This is a genomic window from Rhodococcoides kyotonense (assembly GCF_001645385.1).
Taxonomy (GTDB): domain Bacteria; phylum Actinomycetota; class Actinomycetes; order Mycobacteriales; family Mycobacteriaceae; genus Rhodococcoides; species Rhodococcoides kyotonensis_B.
Genome location: NZ_LVHI01000015.1, coordinates 16,763 through 35,414, shown reverse-complemented (window position 1 = coordinate 35,414; position 18,652 = coordinate 16,763). Strand labels below are relative to the sequence as shown.

Here is an 18,652-nt window from a genome sequence, read left to right as displayed (position 1 = left end):
ATTGAGGAGTACGAAGCATGGAGATACCTGATCCGGTGACGGTTCATCTGGGCACCGCCTGGCCGCGTGAGCAGTTCCTGGCGCTCTACCGCGAAGAAGATCCGGATCTGAACGAGTTGATCTTCGCCGTGCCTGATCACGATGCGGGCGACCTCGTCGCCTGGGTCGTTCCCGGCGACGTGCCCGCAATACTGAATACCGAGGTGTTTGCTGGCCAGGACAGCGACTGCGAAGTCGAAGACAGTGCTGGCTGGAACCTCCGTGGGGTCGCAATCGTAGGCGTCGAGCGACGCTTGGGCCACAAGCTGCCCAGACCGCCGGCAACTCTTGACCGAGGCCTCAGTAAGAGTTTCCTCGACGCTTATGAAGCGGAACGAGAATCACCCACACCGTGGTACGTCTTCGACGCGACGGGGTGCTGGGACGCAGTTGTGGATCGGACCCGCGAGGCGCGCTACGAATGGCGGTGCGAGTGTTGTCGCCAGCTGTTCGAGCAAGTGCCACTCGCGCAGGCGCGGGCTGTGCTCCAGCCGCATGCGACCAATGAGTCGTTCCGCGGCTTCATGGTGTTGTGCGCCAATTGTCACGCGATGGCCCATGACCCGTTCACCGAGAGTATGGCCGAGCTTGTCATGGCTCACCGTTCACCGTGTCCACAGTGCGACCGCCACACCGTCGCCTATCTGATGTTCGGAATGCCGCCCGGGCCGCAGCCCGGAGTCTTGTCGATGAATTGCGTCCTGGCCGGTGAACCAGTAGAACAGATGAACTCTCGTTGCATTACCTGCGGACATACGTGGTTCGATGAGTCCCCTAGAGAAGAAGCGGAAGAGGACTTCGAGTTCTGACAAGCTGCTGTGCGGGGAAGGTTTCGTCGCGATGTCATGTCACTTCACCTCGTAGGGCTATGGTCGCCGACAACCATCGCCTGAGATAAGGGTGTGCGGCGGGCAGCTGTGGCCTGTCGTTCAGGTAATCGAGAAACCATGCCGTCAGGCCGTCCCATGTGTCAGTGTCGCCGGCGGGAAGCAGCGACCACCCCAACTCGTCGAGCGTCCAATGTGCTTTGGCCGAGTTACGCAGCATAGACGTGGTGACCCAGTTGGTGTCGTCGTCGGGGCCGCCGCGGGCAACGGGGACAGGATGGTCGATCGATGGGAACAGTTCCCAGAACCCGATGTGAGTTCTGGACATTGCCCAATTCGGGTCAGCTGGGAATTCATCGGGAAGAATGATCGACAGCAACCGCAACGCACCGGGGTGTACGAGACGTTCGCCGCTGTATCTGTCGATGAATCCATCCCGGTGGAAGATTCGAAGGCTCTGTCGTTCGGTATAGCGGCGCGCAACTTTCGTAGTAGAAACGAATGGGTATTTCGTCCTCAAAATGTCAGCGGCGCGGAAGTCTTCACCTTCGGTCAAGGCGGTGCATGCCTCGGCAAGTATGGCGGCCTTGTTCGAAGTCGACGTCATAGCTGTCAGTGTGCCCGCGGTATCGTCGCGGTGCATCGGCGGTTCGACTGCGACGCACGAAGGGAGCGGACGTACGGTTACGGGGTCTCGACCGATGGGTATCGACCACGCAACGTAGCAAGCGTCGTCTTGCCGGACTCTTCTTCGATTGCCCAGAAGTCCCAGCCATTGACTGCACCGCCGTTCTTGGCCGCGCTTGCTGCGGCGCTTGGCGTGGGATACTCGGTTCCGTTGAATTCGATCCCACCGCCGTCGAGAATTAACGCGCTCGCCGGCCACGCACCGTTTGTCGAGGTCAATTTCGTTCCGCCGGACACGAGACCCGCTGCGATGAGGTGGGGGATCGAGATTCCGTGGAAACGACTGGTCCGGGTCCTTCCGGTTTCGGATGTTGTGAGTCCAGAGTCGTCGGCGGTGGCGGGGTTGTGCCCGAGCAGACGCAGGACACGGCCGACCGGCAGCACACATGCTTCCAACGTTGCACGGTCGAACGCCGGCAACGTCTCGTCGCTTGGCCTGACACCGTTGCTGAGCTGAGCGTTCTCTGCTGCGTCCAGCAGGTCGTAGAGTCTGCCTTCGAGCCATGCGACCTGCGCCGAGTTAAAGCTGTGGGTTGTGTCTCGTTGGATCAGCAAAGCCCTTCGCCAATGATCTTTCGACTTGAGGTGCGACATCAGACGTGACCGGATGCCACCAGGGGCGGCCATCCCGACGTAGCAGCCCCATTTCCCGTCTGCGTCGACGGGATCGAGCAGCACGTAGTTTCCGGGACGATCCCACTCGGGCCCGAGCCGAGAGACGTGATTGCGTTCTACGACCGCAAGTCGAAGCGCGGCGTGGGAGTCGTACATGACGATGGAATCGACCACCGTTTCCGGTAGCAGCACTGTCACTGGCAGATAATCGGTTTCGGAGGGGGCCACCATGTCAGTATCGCTTCATGGGGAGAAGACAGTGGACCCGAGCGAGTCGAACGGCTCGCCTGCAGGCACTGGCCAGATGAGTCAGCAGAGTGAGTCCGCCTCACCCGGCGTGTTTACACCGGGTACCCTCAAATAGCACGTCAAGATATCTTGACGAGAGCAGGTGTGGCCCGCGCATGTCGAGGTGTGCTCACGTCACCATGTTGACTTTGTTGGGTGCTGAGTTGGGCTGTTCACCCTGTCCGCGTAGGTATTCGACGATGAAGACGGGATGATGCCGCTGTTGGGACGGGTACCACTGTCGTTTCCAGTGTCCGCGCACCGGGTGGCGGGAGGCAGGGCGCCGGCCGACGGAGTTCGCGGCGTCCGCCGGTGACGAGGATTCGGTTCGCTTGTAGTAGATGTAGGTGACGGGGTTGGACACCAGTTTCGTGCTTGCGGACCGTCGCACCCGGGACGTGGTTTCTGTTCTACCTGCAAGCTTTTCCTGTCTGATCATGTTGACGAACGACAGGAAGGTGGACATCACTTCTTTGCCGCCCGCACCGATGTCCTGGACATCTTGGAGCTGTTGGGGGTCGGTGTGTTGGGGAACGTGGGCGTTGTCGATTCGCAGTGATGCTGGGTCGGGGGCGATGTCGCTGTCCGGTGGGCTCAGTAGGAGCTCGAATGTGGGTAGCGGTAGGTACTTCGTCGATCCGACTTCGAGGCCGGTTGTGCCGTCTTGCTCGAGGAATCGCAGCATCCCGGTTCGAGTGGCTTTTTGAAGATGAACGAACCTGTTCAGTGAGACGTACCAGAGGAGAAAGAACGGCCCGTCTTGCGGCTTGAAGTAGGCCACGCCAGCTGGTGAGGGAAGATCGGCGACGGTGACCGGCACGTCTGCGGACCGCGCCGCGCCGGCGAGGACGAGGGCTGACATGTCGGGGCTGACGAAGTACGCGTGGTGGCCTTCCGTGACCGCGGCGGTGGTGGCCCCGAACGATGTGTAGCAATAGTTGGTGGTCTTCTCGTCGGCTGTGCGTGTTCTGCGCTCTCTCGGGCCGGACAGAAACTTCTCTACGTCGGCTGGGGGTCGAGTGGGATCGGGGTAACCCTGCTTGTGGTGATGGTGAAGCAGTGGTGTCATCGGCGGCCCCGCTGTAGCTGCCACACCGTTCATCAACGTCGGCATCTGCGCGGCGCTCAGGCGCGGTAGAACCATCAATGCGCTTCGCCGCGCGGATGCTAGCTCGACGGGGCTGTAGCGGCGATGTCGTTTGTCCGTCTTGCCTTTACGCTTTTTGGCCACTAGCGAAGACTCCTCTGGGTCGGGATCTTGCAGGGAACAGTCGTTACGGCGTCCGTGGGTCTTGCCCTATGTGCGCCTGCCTCTGGGGAGAGGAGTTCGACGTGTACGGGCGGGTGATGGTTGGGTTATCGCGGGCTGTTGCCGAGACGATAATTTGCCACCCGCCACTCATCCGAGCGCTGCTCGACATCGACGGTAGCGGTGTAGGTGAAATACGGGGTGCTCTCCCCGTTGGCGTGCAACACGGTCTGCGCGATGGTCACGAGCACCGCGGCCGTGTTCCCGTTGACGACGGGTTCTGAGTCAGGTCGAACGACGGCGGTGATCGTGTCACCGCTTCGCGCCCAGGCTGCCCATTCCGGCAGTGGCTTGGGCGCCGGTGTGGGGGGGTGCTCGGCCGCGATGGCCATCGGCCCGGTCAGGCGATCGTGTTGCGCGTGCAGGGCATTCCATGGAGAGTCCTGGATGGCCGGTTGCCAGGTGAAGACCCCGGACATCACGGCGACGGCGACGTCGGCGGGCCCGGTGCCGATCGGCGAGATCGAGTATCCGGCGTCGGTGCCGGGCGGGTCGGGGCGGTCGGTGCCGCCGAAGGTCAGCACGACGAGGACGGCGATCGCGGCTGTGACGACGAGTCCGAGGCCGATCAGCACCGCCAGGGCGCGGCGCGTCACAGCTCACTCCGGATGGGCGGGGCGTCTGTGTCGTCGGGCCGGAGCTGACCGAGGGCGTCGGCTTTGGCGATCATGACGGCCCACTGTGCCATCGCATCGTCGGCTGAGGGGTGCTCCGGGGTGCTCGGCGGGACGATGAGACGTCCGATGTTGTCGACGAGGAACGCCTCCCAGCCGCCGTCGTATTCGCGGTCGACGAAGCGCATGATTTGACTGTCGGTGAGGTCGGCGATCAGTTCGTCGCTGAATCCGCAATCGAGGAGCCATCCTCGGGCATCGCAGAGTTGATCCGGTGTCGGCTGGTCGTCGTTGTGGCTGGGTGTGGTCACAGCGGTCTCCTGGTGATCGCAGTGTTGCTGAAGGCACTTCGTGGGTAGGGGCATCGGCGTCTTCTTTCGCTTGGTCTACTGGGCGAGGTCGTAGGCGGCGGCCGTGGCGGTGATGGTAGTGACGTAGTTCTGGGTTTCGGCGTAGGGCGGGATGCCGCCGAACTGTTGGACGGCGCCGGGTCCGGCGTTGTAGCCGGCGAGCATCAGCTCGATGGGATCGCCTGTGATGGAGCCGGATTCAATACCCGGTCGCAGGGTGTCGACGACGGCACAGTTGTAGCGGCCTTGCGCCATGACGGCATCGCCGACGTCGTTGGGGTCCCCCTCGCCCGCTGCCCCGGTGACGACGCCGTTGTCGTCGACCGGGAAGCCGTAGTCTGCCCAGGTGTAGGGCATGAACTGGGTGTAGCCCTGCGCCCCGGCAGGACTGGTCAAACCGGCGGTGAAGCCGGACTCTTGCTTGAGCTGGGCGGCAAGAATCGCGGGGGACAGCTCGCGGCACTGCGCGGCCGAGATCGGCAGCCAACGCAGGAACGCCTCGGGTATTTGTCCGGCCGCGAGATTGGCGGTGTCGTGATCGCCCAGACCGGCGCCGGGTGCGGTGGTGCAGGTTCCGGACGGTGCGGGTGCGGATCCGGCGGCGCCGGGGACCGGTCCGTAGGTCTGTCCGGGCGTAGGCATTCCGTGTCCGATGGTGGTGACGTGGACGTGGTCGAAATGGTTGTCCGTGGGTGAGTGCCGATCCTCCATGATGTTCGGCTCCCCGTGCGAGGAAATGTACTGCTGTCGCCAGATCATGTATTCGATCTGCAGCTGATCCCGGTTCGCCCACAGATAGTCCTTGACCTGGTCGCCGAGAGTCTTGCCCTCCTCGGAGGACCAGTTCGGGATCATGATGTCGGCGGCCCGACCGGTCGGATGGTCTTGGGAGATCTCGTCGTAGGGTCGCCAGCCGCCGATGCGCTCGATCTGCGGGAATGTCGCGTGGACGGCGCGGGCGACACGCACGGTGTCGACCTGGAAGTGCTCTTCGGAGCCGACGCCGGCGGGTAGGGCAGCCATCTCGGCGGCACGGCTCGGCGACGGCTCCGCAGGAGCAGGTGTGCTCGTCGACGGGACCGAGTTTCCCCGTGCTCCGGAGCCGGGGTCTGCGGCTGCGTCGTAGAACGGTTTCGGGTCGATCGCGTTGTCGGAAGTCCAGGTGCCGGTGTGGTATTCGAAGTGCAGATGTGCACCGGTGGATTGACCGTTGTTTCCGACATTCGCGATGTGCTGGCCGGTGGTGACGTGCTGGCCCGGTGTCACCAGGACGCCGTCCGGGAACATGTGCCCGTAGACGGTCGATACGATCTGGCCGCCGATGTTGTGCTCGAGGACGATCCACATCCCGAATCCTGTTGCGGGTCCGGCTTGGGTGACAGTGCCATCGGCGTAGGCGTAGATCGGGGTACCGACCGGGGCGGCGAGGTCCATACCGTTGTGCATCGTGCCCCACCGTTGCCCGAACGGGCTCGACAGTGTCGATTCGGTGGTTTTGACGGGTTTGGCGAACGATCCTGCCGGGACTCCGCCTGTAGCGGAGGCGATTCCGCGTCCGGGAACGCAATCGGCCACGTCTTCGCGGACGCCGGTGGTGACGAACAGGATCACGAACAGCGACAGCGCGAGCACCACGCTCAGGGCGATCGCACCGCCCTTCTTCACAGCGCAGCCGTCCCGATCGACGATCCAGTGCCGAATACAGTTGCTGTGCCGAGAGATTCGGCGGTGATCGACCGCGGTTGTTTTGCGGCGAGTTGTTCGGTGAGGCTTCGGTTTTCGCGGCGCAAACGTTCGTTGTCCGCTTCCGATGCTCGCAGCCGTACGGTCATCTCGTCGGCAGCGGGGGACCGGGCGGATCCAAGCTGCTGTTTGATCCACCGGGCGACGGTGTTCTCGTGCGCCCCGATCGTAAGAGCCAGAGCAGCAACGCATTCCGAGCGGGAGCTGTAGTTGTGGCGGGACTTCTCGTACTCGGCGATTGCCCAAGCCCGGGTGGCGGCCGGGTATTCGGCGCGGCGATGGTCACGCCGATCATCGGTGGCGGTCATCGTGCACCAGCTACCGCGGTGCTCTCGTCGTACGAGATGTCCTCGGTGTGGTGACCGCCGCCAGCGAAGTACTCGGCGAACCGCGCGTTGGTGTCGTGAACACCGGTGTCGTACTCGATGTCGGTGAGCACGGTCTGGATGGGAATGCCGGGGGTGTTGTCCTTGGCGACTTTGATCAGGAACTTTCCGCGTCCGACCGGGCTGCGGACGGTGCGGCGTTCGGATCCGCGCAGCGCAGCGCCGCGGGACCAGGAGGTCACCAAGCTTGCTTCGGCGTCGGTGAATTTCAGCTCCCCGGACAGGCGCTCGACCTCACCGATCGGCAGGCCTCCGCAGACGACCATTCCGGCGCGGTCGATGAACCCTTTCGCGGTCTTGATGTCGGCTTCGGTGGGCAAGGTCTCGAGGTCGCGGCCGGTGTGGGTGATCATGAGCAATCCGGCGCCGTCGGTGCGGTTGAGGCGGGTGATCTCGTTGATGCGGGCGACCATGCCCGGTCCGGCGCCGAGGACTTGCCACAGCTCGTCGAGAGCGAGCAGGAATAACCGTTGCCGTTCCAGTCCGGCGTCGGCGAGCAGATGCGCGGCTTCGACGGTGCCGTAGGCGTCGGCCCAGCAGGAGAGCATGACGGCGGCTTTGAGAGTGGAATCTCCCCGATCGAGGGACGAGACGTCGATGCAGATCATCGGGGCGTCGAGGTCGATTGGCTCGGTGGTGTGATCGGCGAAGATGTCCCCCAGTGGCCCGGAGGTCAACGCGCCGAGGGTCTGCATCAGTTCGGTGATCTCGGCGCGGTAGGACTGCGCGTCGAGCTTGTAGGCGGCCTTGTGCATCGCCGGGGATCCAGCGTCGATGACGGCGTAGAGGTCTTTGAGCAGCGGCGGATTCTCGTAGGAGAATTCGCTGGTGTCGGAGTAGAGCTCGTCGAGGGCGATGCCGATCAGGGAGTTCTCGAAGGCCTTCACCGAGTGGGTGTCGTAGCGGATCAGCTCGATCAGGGCGCAGATGGCGTTGATCTGGCGCGCGCGGATGGTCATCTTCGCGTTGTCGATCAAACGGTCCAGCTCGACGATGCGGATGGGGTCGGTCTCGGCGTCGCGCGCGGCGATCGCCCGGACGACAGCCTGGCCGAGGGTTCCGGCAGCGAGGACGTTCATGTGCCCGCCGCCGTGGCCGAGGGTGACGACCTGCCCGCCCATGAGCTTGGTGGCCTTGACGTATTCACCTTTGATGTCGCCGGCGATGATCGGGGACTGCCCCCAGCCGCAGGCACCGATGAGGATCTTGCGGATCAGAGTCGATTTGCCCAGGCCCGGAAGGGAGAGCACGAACATCGACGGGTTGGCGATGTGGTTGTCGCGGAAGTAGGCGAACGGATCGCAGGACACCGCTTCACCGGTGATGGCGTGTTGGCCGACGATGGTGCCCGAGGCCGGTGCGGCTGCGCCGATCGCCCACGGGCTTAGCCCGCACATCTGCACCGAGGTGGCCTCGTACTCGATCGGGGCCGGGACGGTGGACATGCGGCCACCACCGGCGCCTTTGAGGCCGCGTGTGCTCGATGAGAGCGCTGCCCGCCACCACGGGTCCCCTGCTGCCTCGTGGACGGCTTGCTCGGCCTGAGGGTGGTCGTTGCGCCACCGCGCCAGCCCGAGGCCTTTTCGGGAGTATTTGTAGGGCTCTTCGGCGTCTCCGGCGGCGACGGCTGCGGCGAGCTCGGCGTAGTCGGTGTCGCCGATGATCCAGCGGACGAACGCCGACGGCTGCGCAGTGTCGGTGTCGACATGCAGGTCTTCGGCGTACCTCAGGTCGGGTCTGTCGTCGGTCAGGGTCATCGAGGACTTCTCTTTCTCACGTGGGGTGTGGGCCGGTGCGGGCGAGCAGCGTCTAGCTGCGGCGAACCAGGATCGAGGTCGAAATGTGATCTGGCAGCAGCACACCGACGCCGAGACCGGCAGCGAACGCGGCGTCCTGGAAGGCGAACGCGCGCCGCAGCCGCAGCCGGGAGCGGGCAGCGAGTGACTCGGTGACGGCGGCGGCGTTCGCGATCTCTTCGACTGATCCGACAGTGATCGTCAGCAGAGCCGAATAGCGTTCGTATCCCGCTCCGGAGACCATTTCCCGGCGGGCCTGCTCGGCGATCTCGTGCCGCTTCTCCGAACCGGCGGAGGTGATCTTGCTGCCGCGAGAGTTAATCGCATGCAACGCATCCCGGTGCTGCTTGTCGACTTTCTTCGCTGCGTCCCCGGCGGTGTAGGGGCGGTAGACGAGCGTCAGTCGCTTACGCGGTAAGTCGTCGTGCGGCTGCAGCAGCGGTTTGAGGACGGTGTCGGTGAACACCGACTCGGGAGGCGCAGCCATCTCCCAGACCACCGAGACGCCGCCGTCATGGCGGTAGTGGCCCCAGTCGGTCTTCGCTCGTCCCGGTCCCGCGTCGTCCCAGTCGACGCCATGCTCGAGGCCGGAAATCTCCAGTTCCTCGAAGTCGTTCTCGGTGGAGGGATTGTAGGAGCGGTGCACGGCCGCGGTGATCTCGGCGGCGGTCATCGGCTGGGCGTCGATCCCGGCACCGGACAGCGATTCGTACAGGTCCGGGAGGCGTCGGGCCAGTTCGGTGGCCATCTCGTCGGGGTCTTTCTGCCGTTCGCGGGTGGTGGCTCGGAAGGTGATCGACAGCCGCGCCAGGGTGCGGTGGCGGCCCGATGGCATCCGGACGGCGGACTGTTCGACGAACGTCGCCGCCAGCGGCGGTGCTGTCGGCACGAGTTCGTGTTCGGCGCGCCGCGCGAGCCGTAGCCCGGTGGCGGGAATGTTCTCCACCACCACTACCGCACCGACGATGTCGCCGGGCAGGCCGAGGTCGGCGAGGTAGACACCCCAGTCGGCGGTGTAGAGATCCTTGTCGCGCTGAATGATCGCTTCGTCGCCGCCGGGGAGGGTGTCGAAAACGACGGTGTAGCGGTGATCGTCGGGGTTGTGAATCATCCCGAATTCGTTGCCGTGTCGGTCGATTCCCATGTAGACCTTGGTGCGGGCGAGTAGTCCGGGGAGCTTGTAACGCCCGCCGGGAATCCGCGAGTGCGGTCCGGCGTGGTATTCGGTGGACTTGTCGATGTGTTTGCGCCACTGCCACTGCATGCTCAGTTGTCCTGTCTCGTAGAGAGTTCGGCCGTTCGGTGCGATGACCAGAGGGGTGAGGATGAGCGCGCCGATACCCATCAACGCGAGCCCGACGACGACGTTCACGAAGATCAGGACGGCAAACGAGATCGCGAAAAATCCTGCACCGTAAGCGATGATCTTCGTCGGTAGACCGAACGCGAACGTGGACTGCGGGCGGTTACCTGCCGAATAGATCGGCGGTTCGTATGGGGCTTCGATAGAGGTGCTCATCGTTGAATCCGTCCGTGGTAGTTGCCGACCGCGCCTTCTGCAGCGGAGCCGAGCGTGTTCGAGACCGACCCGGCGGTCCGCCCGGCGGTGCCGGCGGCTTTCAGTGCCCCCGCTGCGCCCCGCAGAGTCGCCGAAGTGCCGGTGCGCCCGGCCGATGCTGCGGCCGATCCGACTCTGCGGGCTGCGCCCATCGGCCCGGATGATGCACCCGCGTGCGAGGTACCGCTGTTCGACCCGCCTGTGTAGCGGCCTTGCAAGCCGGTGGCGGGACGTGCACCGGTACCGGCGGCACCGGATGCTCCGCCCTTCCCTCCGGCTACTGATCCGGAGACGGAGTTCGCTGCCGCACCTAGTGCGCGGGACGCGGCCATGCCTCCAGCTCCCATGACTGCACCGCCTGCTGCACCGAGGGCTCCGACTTCGCGGCCACCGGCGGAAATGGATTCTGCGGCGGGAGCGACAATTTTGATCAGAGTGGGCAGGGAGAACCCGATGATGGCCAGGAGGACGGAGCCGATGATGGCGGTTGCGATCTGGTCCGTGCCCGACGCGGAGGCCGCCCAGAACGCGAACAGGTACAACAGCGTAGCGACCGGTTTGAACAGCAGTGCACCGAGAGTGAAGGCGATCATCGACTTGTAGGAGCTGCGTCCGGCGCCGGTGGCGGACGCAGCGGCGGCGATCGGGATGACGGCAACGACGACGCACAGCACAGCTTCGCGAATCAACAGTGCGATCAACTGGGCGACGGAGCCTAGAAAGGCGAACCCGGCGCAGGCGAGCGCAAGAATCGGGCCGAGGCCGGTTTTGTCGTCGAATGCAGTGATGGCGGTGATCTTCTCGTCGAGGTTGCCCCCGACGAATTTCTCGAGCGCATACGACGAGGCGATGTCCCCACCCTGGTGGAACATCAACACCAGAATCGGAAGCAGCGAGACGGTGACGACAGTGCGGACCAGCATGTTCGCGGTCTCGACCGCGCCTTCCATCACCGCTTGTTTGCGGGCGATCGCGAGTTTGGTCATCGCTATCACGATCGAGGCGAACAAGGCGACGACGGTGAATCCGGAGATGATGTTGCGCAGGCCCGACATGGCGTTCTCGGCCGCCAGACCGGGAATCCCGGACGACATCCAGAACGTCATCACCGACCGGAATGCTTGGGTGTTGCCTTCCATGACCGCTTTGGCGAAGTCGCCGACCGGGTCGCCCCAGAACGCCGATCCGGCCGAGGAGATGGCGGTGGCGAACGCGTCGCCCGGGTGATCGCTGAACGCGTTGTCGAGGCAGAAGAATTGGTCGGCCGCGCCTCGTGCCCCGATTGCGTCCAAGAACTTGTCTGCGATTCCGCCGTCTTCGATGACAGGAGAGCCTTCGGCCAGGCATTCGCGGCGCTGTTTCTGGAAGTCGTTGCCGTCGGCGTCGGGGTTGATCTGCTCGGTCAGATTCGGTGCCGGGGCCGGAGTGGGGTCTTGGGCATGGGCGAGTCCGCTGGCTCCCACGACGGCGATCAAGGACAGCAGCAGGATCACGACGGCTCGTGCGGCGAGGATCGCTGTGCGGGTCACAGTGCCCACCGGGTAAATCCGTCGAGGGAGTTGTACGGCCCGAATTGTGCAGGCCCGGTGGCTTCTCGTGCTTTCCACGTGCCTTGGTCCCAGACCATGTTCATCCGGATGCCGGTGTAGGTCGGGTTCTGCATCCGTCGACCGGAATCGTCGACGTCGCGGATGAGCGCGAGCTCGACGACAACGAAACTGTCTGTGCAGGAGAGGATCTTGAATCCCATCGGGGCTCGAAGGGCGACCGTCTCGGTGTTGACCGGCTTGCCCTCCTCGATGGTTCGTGCGTCCGGCCCGGTGGCCTCACTACCGCCCAGGAGCAGCTTCTCGCTGGCCTCGATCGCCACTGCGCCGCCTGCCATTCCACGGGGGAGGAAGTTCGCCGCGGCCAGGGCTGCGCCCTGGGGTGTGCGGGTGTAGCCGGCGAGGACCAGGCCGTCGAGGTACGAGGGCCCGTCGGTCTTGGAGTACAGGGTGGCGACACCGAAATTGCGTTGGATCATCATCTCCTCGGGGGAGGTGACTGGGGTGCCGTCGTTCGTGCACTCGACGCGTGGTCCGGCCGGATCGCTCAGAGGGAGGGGCCATCCGGCCGGGTTGACTGGAACCATGACGGTGCGGCCCGACAGATCCGCGTCAGGAAGGCCGAATCCGGGAGCACCGGTGTTGAGGGTCGTGTCCGTCGGCGCGGACGGTGTAGACGTTGTAGGCGACGTCTCCGCGGTCTGTGCAGGATCGTCGTCCTTCATGTTGGGAATGACGAACACGATCGCGCCGACGACAGCAACGACGACGAACGCTGCGAGGCCGATCAGTAGTTTGCGGGTCAGGGCGCTCATGAGTTCTGCTCCAATGCGGTGTAGCCGTCGAGGGAGTCCAGTTCGACCGCATCGATGTTTTCGGCGGTGGTCGGCAGGACGATGCGCCAGTCGTCGGCAATCCATTGCAAGGCAACGGGGTAGGAGTAGATCTGGTCGTCGGTGCCGATGGTCTGTGCGACCGACACCGCAGCAGAGAGCGGATCTTGGCGATAGTCGGTGACCTCGAACCCGAGGAACGTCGGTGCCGCGTCGGCGGGCACCGAACCGGAGACGGTGACGGCGGCGCGTGCGGCCGCGAATTCGTCGCGCCCGGGTCCGGGAGCGGTGACGGTGTTGACCACCTCCGGCCACGCGCGGTCGTCGGCGACGGCGAGTGCAGTCTGACCGTTGATCGCTGCCAGCACAGCGCCCTGCGGGGTCTGGGCGTATCCACTGCGATTGACGGACGTTCCGGTGTCGGGTCCGTCGACGCGAGAGGTAGGCACGGACACTCCCGCTACTTCGCGCCAGGCCAGCTCGGCCGGAGCTGACCGCAGATCCGGTGTCGGAGCCTGTGCCACGGTGGTCGGCGCGTCGTCGTTGCCGGATCCGCATGCAGCAAAGACGAGGGCCGTCGCCGTTGTCGCGGCGATCCGGAGTGTGTGCGAGACGGTCATCAGGTATGGCCTTTCGGTCGAGTGCAGTTCGGGTGCAGCGGATTCGCATACTCAGGCAAGTACGGCCTGAGCGATTCCGGAGGCGGAGCCGATGACGGCAGCGCAGATCAGGATGCGCGCGAGGGTGGCGTCCTCGACTATCTGTGTTCCGGTGGACTTGCGTTGGTTGACGAACACCGCCCCACACACCATCAGCGCTGCAACACAGGTGACGGTGGCAAAGCCCAGCAGCCACGACAGGCCCGTCATGATCGGCTCCCACACTTCGGCGGGCCAGTCCACCGGCGTGGTTGGTGGCTGAGCGGAAATGATGGTCATAGGGCGAGCATGTTGACCAGGCCGGCGGCCGAGCCGATAAGGATCGAACCGACCAGGCCCCCGACGAGTTTGCCGGTGGAGTTGCCGCCACCACCGGTAATCTTCTCGTAGACGAGCATGGAACCGCAGATCATCAGTCCGGCAACGGAAGCTGTGATGCAGAGTCCCATCAGCCAGGACATCAACAAGTTGATCTTTTCTCCTGCGTCACCTGTGGGAAGTGTTGGGTCGACTCCGCCGATGTCCTGAGCAGAGAAGTCGGTGGCTACAGCGGTCAGTGTGATGATCATTGCTCTCCCTGTGAAATGGTGAATGACTTTGTCGGCGTGGGGTTCAGCGGCCTGCCGCGATGCGTGCGGCGGTGAAGATCTCCCGCCCGATCGAGGAGATTTCGGGGTGCGGTGCGGTCGTCGACGGCGGGTGTGCGCGCATTCGCCCCGGCGGGGGTGGGTCGGGTTCGGTGGGTGTCCAGATCGCGAGCTCGGCTTGTGTGTGGGTGCGTAGATCGTCGACGTAGGGCACCCGCCACACCGCTGGAGCTGCGGAGGCGACGACGTCGGCGCGCCTGCGCAGCGTTTTGGGGAGTGGGCCGGGTACGTCGGGAACCAGCGCCAATCCGAGAAGGGTGCAGCCTCCGGTCAGACCTGCGGCTGATTGCAGGAGCAGATCGTGTGCAGCGTCGAGGCCGTCGCGGTCGGTACGGGAGACCACCACGACGTGTCGGTGCCGGTCGGCCGCGGGCCAGCCCCGTCGAGCATCGCCCGCCGGAGCCCAGATCTGGGCGAGAGTGCCTGCGCCGGAGCGCCCGTGAGCGGCGAGGAGCCACATCACGGGCGGGCGACCGTGGACCGAGACTGGGGTGTCGTGGATCGGTGCCCGACGCGTCGACGGCGGTATCCGCAGTCCGGCTGGGGTAACCGCCGCGGCGTCGTCTCGGTGGAAGTCACGGTGCTCTGCTGGTTGTGCGGCCATGTCGGGCGCACCTCCTTCTCCGGCTTTCTCGGTCACCGAGTGGTGGTCGGCGAGACGGTCGTGGCTGCTGCGGGTACGGCAGAGGTGGTGGTCGCCGCTGCGGCCGTCGATGGGGTGGCGGCGCTGCCGATGGTGGCGTGAGCGGTGAGGATGCTCCCTGCGCTGCGGACGGTCTCACTGGTGGCGAACAGCGCTGCGCCACTGCGGATCACGGCTCCGACTTTGTCGGCGAGAGACTGATCGCCGGTGAGGTCGGCGGCGAGTGCGACGATCCACCGAACGGTCAATTCGACGGGGGTTTCACCGTGGGACCCGACCGGAACACTGTCGTAGGAGCCGTGTTTGGTGGCAGTGTTCCAGTACGAGGTGTCGGTGACGAGCTGGGCGAGGCCGGCGTTCTCGTCGATGGTGTTCGACACTTCCTCGAACGCGACGTCGACGGCAGAGTCGATGGTGGCCGGGGGCACGAGTTTGACTGCGGCAGAAACCGTTTTGGTGGCCAGCAGTGCAAGCGCAGCGGGTGGATTGGTCAAACCGACGGTGGCGAGCTGGCCGATCGTCTCGGGAGTGAGGACGTCTTTGGCCACGGTGATCGCGGCCCCGATGGCCATTCCGCCGATCTTGGTGACCGCACCGACCGCTTCGTCGATCATGTCATCGGTCGAGGTCGCGGAGGGATCGGAGTACTTTGCCATCTTCGACAGCACCGTCTCGGGTGCCGAGTTGACCTCGAATCGTCCTGCCTTGGAGTCGAAGTCGATGTTGTCGTTGATCACCGAAGCACCAGTCATCAGGGCAGTACGGCCGACGGCGGTGGAGACGTCGGTGAGGATCCGGACGGGGTCGCGGGTGTCCATCGAGGACTGTCCGGCGATGGAGGCGACGAGCTTGGCGGCGGGGGCGTCGCTGGGGGTGTCGCACGCGAGGTCACCTGCGGTGCAGTATGAAGCGACGCGGTCCGAGACTGCTCCGAACCCGGCGATTTTCGGGGTTGGCGCGATGCCTCCGCCTGCGGGTGCCGCTGCGGACACTGCTGGGGCCAGGGAGATGGTGCCCACTGCGGCGCCGTCGGTTCCTGGCGCTGGTGCAGGGGTGGAGCCGCCGCCGATGATGACGTCTTCACCTTCGGCGCGGGTGGGGTCGGAGAACAGTGCTGCGCCGGCGAAGTGGTTGGGGTCGATCGGTCCGGTACCTGCACCGATCTCGCGGGTGACCTGCGAGGCGATCTCGCCGCCCTGGGAGTAGCCGGAGAGAAAGACTTTGGTGCCGGGGCAGCGTGCGGCGATGTCGGCGATCATGTTGGTGGTGTTCTCGACACCGATGTCGACCGACTGGGCGTAGGGGACGGCGGAGCGGTCGCCGGGCTTGCCGCCGAAGCTCGCTGGGTACGGGACGTAGCGGCGTTCGAGGGCGGGACCGTCGCCGGAGTTCGCATCGCGCATCGCGGGGACGGTCAGGCGGGAGAAGAAGCCGGAATCGGCGTCGGGTGAGGAGTTTTCGTCGATCTCGGTGGTGCCGGGGACGACGACGAGATGCAGGACTGGGCAGTCCTCGCTTCCGCCTGGTTGGGTGGGTGTGGCGGATGGCTGTGCGGCCGCGACTCCGCTGGAGGAGACCACGATCGTCAGTGCTGCAGCGGCGGCGAGCAGGCGCGGGGTAACGCGGCGAACCTGGTCGATGGTTGTGTGCACGGCTTCTCTCTTCTTCGGTGGGCCCTGGCGGGTGTGCCTGGTCATAGGGGCCGGGGGACGATGGCGGAGATGAGCGTCTGGCCGCCGGGTTGCGTGGTGGTGGTGATCCGTTGCCCGCTGATGCGGCCGTCGATGCCAGGTCCGCGTTCGACGACGGTGACGTCGTAGATTCCGGCGTCGATCGGGTCGGCCAGGACGCAGAACTCGACGGCTGGTTCGAGCTGGTCGATGCCTTCTTGTAGTCGCGCAGCGGAGCCCATCACCGCATCCGGTGCCCCGGCCGCGCGGGCAGCGGCCGCGTCGCGGTCGAAGTAGAAGGCTTTCTCGAACCGCCAGATCGCCGCCGCGCCCGGATCATTGCTGTTTTCGGTGACTGGGTCACCGTCGGCTTGGCCCTTGCACCATGTGACATTTGCGGCAGCGGCACCCGCAGCAGCGGGAGCCGTCGAGGTCGGCGTTGACGCTGTGGTGGTGACGATTTCGTCGATTGCCATCGGCGCGGTCGGTTCCGGTTCGCTGCTGATATCGGTGAGCAGGACTGCTGTTCCCGTGATACCGCCGCCGAGGACGGCGATAGCGGCGGTGACCGCGATCGCCGAGCGGTGCTGCCGCCACCATGACGGCGGCGAGGGTGGCTGCGGTGTGCTGTAGGTGCGCGTGTTGCGGAGTACGGCGGTCCGAGTGTCGAAGGAGTTGTACTCGGCGTGTGGATCGCTCTGGTGTGCGTCGGGGTGGTCGCCGATGTCTCGGAACCAATCGTCGTCCGGGTTGTCGACGAGGTGGCGCTCGGGCAACACCGTCAACCGTCGACCGGCCTGGTTGTCGGGGGCGTCTGCGACAGGATCGGGTTCGACGGCTGCGGGGTTGTCGAACCAGTCATCGGTGCTGTCGTGAGTGTCGACGTCGGTGGTGCGGTCTCGAGGTGCCACAACAGGCCTTTCCGAGAGTCGAGGGTGGCGAACAGGGGTGAAACCCCTCCGGGTGCAGCCCGACCTGGGTGATCGGGCTGCACACAGAGGTCAGATCGGGAGGTTCAGACCAGCTAGTGCGGCATTCGCCTGGTCGAGAACGGGAGCGACGGCGGTGTTCACTGTGGCCACTGTGTCGGCCACAGCGGGTTGTTCGAGCACCGTCGTGGTGAACCGCTGGACTTCCTCGTATGCGGGTTCAGTCCATAACGGGGCATCGTTGACCGCCTGGTCGTCGGCGGTGTCGATGGCGCTCTGGGTCCCAGGGTCACCGACGGACAGCGGTGCGGCTGGGGGTGTCGGTACGGTTTCGGGGGGCGGGAGCGGTGCGGGCTCTTCGATGATCTGCTGCTCGCCGCCGAGGACGGTGGCGCCGAGCACGCCACCGATGGCAGCGCCTGCGCCGGTCAGACCGAGCACGATCGGTGCGGACAGGGCCGCGCCCACACCTGCGCCAGCGAGTGCTGCTGCGCCGGGGATGAACACCCAGCCCACCGGCCCGCCCCAGACGATTGCGCCGGTGCCTGCGGTCGCGGCCACGCCGAGTCCGCCGCCGATGGCAGCTGCGGTGCCGGTGATCACCGCGGCAGGGGCGACGGATGCTGCGAGGCCGGCAGCTCCTCCGGTGAGGACACCGGTCGCGGTGCCTGCTGCGATGCGGTCGGCCTGCGGTGCATCGGCGAAACCGTTGTCCACCAACCAGTTTCCACCATCGGCTTGGAGCGCGGCGCCGGTGTTGTTGAACTGCTCGACCAGGTTTCGGTCGAGAAGATTGGGGTCGTACGGGACGAGTTCGCCACCGGCGAGGATGTAGCCGTCGGGGGCGTCGATCGGTGCGATGACCGTCCGCGGCACCGTCGGGACGGGTGGCGGGGGCGGCGGAGCGGCCTGCAGCGCGGGCGGGGCCTCGGTCGGTGCTGCCTGCTGCGTGGGTGCCTGTTCGTAGTAGGTGTTCTGGTATGAGGACTGCTGGTTGCCGGACCGGTAGTCGTCGTAGCTGCGCCACTGTGATTGCTGCACCTGCGGCGAGGCTTGGTAGCCGGGCAGGAACTGGCGTTCCTGTGTTGGTGCCGGCGGCGGCGCGACCGGGGTGGTGTCGGTGGTTCCGGACTGGGCAGTGTCGGGTGCGGTCACAAAGTCCTGTGGGGCAGCGTGGGCGGTACCCGAGCCCCATGCCAGTGCGACTGCGACGGGGACGGCGGTGAGAACGAGTGCGCGTTCCCTTCGGCGGCGATGCCGGCCGCCGATTCCTTGCTGAGGAGACATGGGCAGTAGTGCCTTTCGTAAGTAGTTGTGTAGCAGAACTTTTCGTAGTGGATAGTTGGTGGTGTGACAACCATCGTCGAGCGAAGGTTCGACAACCGAAGGCGAGGGCCAGCCTTCGGGTGCCAAACCTCGCACTCAGCGAATGGCGTCCTGATCGGTGCGGCAGCTATGCGGGAAATCCACACAGACATCGCGACCAAGAACGTGACTCGAACGTCTCAGAAC

General features: G+C 65.2%; 19 protein-coding genes. 1 reads left to right on the top strand and 18 read right to left on the bottom strand.

The window, feature by feature from the left end; genetic code table 11:
• Positions 1-17 precede the first annotated feature (17 nt).
• Positions 18-848, top strand: coding sequence for a hypothetical protein (locus A3K89_RS13500; RefSeq protein ID WP_068426787.1), 831 nt, complete (start codon positions 18-20; stop codon positions 846-848).
• Between the two features lie 34 nt (positions 849-882).
• On the opposite strand, the gene A3K89_RS13495 is transcribed toward A3K89_RS13500, so the two are convergent.
• The 18 genes from A3K89_RS13495 to A3K89_RS13410 all read right to left on the bottom strand — a co-directional run bounded on the left by A3K89_RS13495 (position 883) and on the right by A3K89_RS13410 (position 18,427).
• Complete coding sequence (locus A3K89_RS13495; protein WP_157105329.1) at positions 883-1,473, bottom strand: HNH endonuclease; 591 nt, start codon at positions 1,471-1,473, stop codon at positions 883-885.
• Between the two features lie 77 nt (positions 1,474-1,550).
• Positions 1,551-2,366: a hypothetical protein gene (locus A3K89_RS26000; RefSeq protein WP_068426781.1), complete on the bottom strand. Its 816-nt coding sequence runs from the start codon at positions 2,364-2,366 to the stop codon at positions 1,551-1,553.
• A 220-nt stretch (positions 2,367-2,586) separates the two neighbouring features.
• Complete coding sequence (locus A3K89_RS13485) at positions 2,587-3,687, bottom strand: hypothetical protein (protein ID WP_157105328.1); 1,101 nt, start codon at positions 3,685-3,687, stop codon at positions 2,587-2,589.
• Positions 3,688-3,812: 125 nt separating this feature from the next.
• Entirely contained in the window at positions 3,813-4,361 is a 549-nt protein-coding gene (locus tag A3K89_RS13480; RefSeq protein ID WP_084423785.1) for a hypothetical protein, read from the bottom strand.
• Positions 4,358-4,690 (bottom strand): hypothetical protein, encoded by a 333-nt coding sequence (locus tag A3K89_RS13475; protein ID WP_157105327.1) that lies wholly within the window; start codon positions 4,688-4,690, stop codon positions 4,358-4,360. The genes A3K89_RS13480 and A3K89_RS13475 overlap by 4 nt, the downstream gene beginning before the upstream one ends.
• A 75-nt stretch (positions 4,691-4,765) precedes the next feature.
• Complete coding sequence (locus tag A3K89_RS13470) at positions 4,766-6,394, bottom strand: peptidoglycan DD-metalloendopeptidase family protein (RefSeq protein ID WP_068426772.1); 1,629 nt, start codon at positions 6,392-6,394, stop codon at positions 4,766-4,768.
• Positions 6,391-6,780, bottom strand: coding sequence for a transposase (locus tag A3K89_RS13465; protein ID WP_068426769.1), 390 nt, complete (start codon positions 6,778-6,780; stop codon positions 6,391-6,393). The genes A3K89_RS13470 and A3K89_RS13465 overlap by 4 nt, the downstream gene beginning before the upstream one ends.
• Positions 6,777-8,615: an ATP/GTP-binding protein gene (locus A3K89_RS13460; protein ID WP_068426767.1), complete on the bottom strand. Its 1,839-nt coding sequence runs from the start codon at positions 8,613-8,615 to the stop codon at positions 6,777-6,779. Before A3K89_RS13460 ends, A3K89_RS13465 begins: the two co-directional genes overlap by 4 nt.
• A 52-nt stretch (positions 8,616-8,667) precedes the next feature.
• Entirely contained in the window at positions 8,668-10,173 is a 1,506-nt protein-coding gene (locus tag A3K89_RS13455) for an SCO6880 family protein (RefSeq protein ID WP_068426765.1), read from the bottom strand.
• Positions 10,170-11,741, bottom strand: a complete 1,572-nt coding sequence (locus A3K89_RS13450; protein WP_068426762.1) for a hypothetical protein — start codon at positions 11,739-11,741, stop codon at positions 10,170-10,172. Before A3K89_RS13450 ends, A3K89_RS13455 begins: the two co-directional genes overlap by 4 nt.
• Positions 11,738-12,574: a hypothetical protein gene (locus A3K89_RS13445; protein ID WP_068426759.1), complete on the bottom strand. Its 837-nt coding sequence runs from the start codon at positions 12,572-12,574 to the stop codon at positions 11,738-11,740. The genes A3K89_RS13450 and A3K89_RS13445 overlap by 4 nt, the downstream gene beginning before the upstream one ends.
• Positions 12,571-13,212 carry a hypothetical protein gene (locus A3K89_RS13440; RefSeq protein ID WP_068426756.1) on the bottom strand — a complete coding sequence of 214 codons (642 nt, stop codon included), beginning with the start codon at positions 13,210-13,212 and terminating at the stop codon, positions 12,571-12,573. Before A3K89_RS13440 ends, A3K89_RS13445 begins: the two co-directional genes overlap by 4 nt.
• A gap of 51 nt (positions 13,213-13,263) precedes the next feature.
• Positions 13,264-13,530, bottom strand: coding sequence for a hypothetical protein (locus A3K89_RS13435; RefSeq protein WP_068426753.1), 267 nt, complete (start codon positions 13,528-13,530; stop codon positions 13,264-13,266).
• Positions 13,527-13,820, bottom strand: coding sequence for a hypothetical protein (locus A3K89_RS13430; RefSeq protein ID WP_068426750.1), 294 nt, complete (start codon positions 13,818-13,820; stop codon positions 13,527-13,529). The genes A3K89_RS13435 and A3K89_RS13430 overlap by 4 nt, the downstream gene beginning before the upstream one ends.
• Positions 13,821-13,863: 43 nt before the next feature.
• The gene (locus tag A3K89_RS13425) at positions 13,864-14,502 is read right to left on the bottom strand and encodes a DUF6668 family protein (RefSeq protein ID WP_068426931.1); all 639 of its coding nucleotides are present in this window, start codon (positions 14,500-14,502) and stop codon (positions 13,864-13,866) included.
• A gap of 32 nt (positions 14,503-14,534) precedes the next feature.
• Positions 14,535-16,193 (bottom strand): cutinase family protein, encoded by a 1,659-nt coding sequence (locus A3K89_RS13420; protein WP_254303523.1) that lies wholly within the window; start codon positions 16,191-16,193, stop codon positions 14,535-14,537.
• 41 nt (positions 16,194-16,234) lie between these two features.
• Positions 16,235-17,122, bottom strand: a complete 888-nt coding sequence (locus A3K89_RS13415) for a hypothetical protein (RefSeq protein ID WP_068426744.1) — start codon at positions 17,120-17,122, stop codon at positions 16,235-16,237.
• Positions 17,123-17,212: 90 nt separating this feature from the next.
• The gene (locus tag A3K89_RS13410; RefSeq protein ID WP_068426741.1) at positions 17,213-18,427 is read right to left on the bottom strand and encodes a hypothetical protein; all 1,215 of its coding nucleotides are present in this window, start codon (positions 18,425-18,427) and stop codon (positions 17,213-17,215) included.
• Between the last annotated feature and the right edge of the window lie 225 nt (positions 18,428-18,652).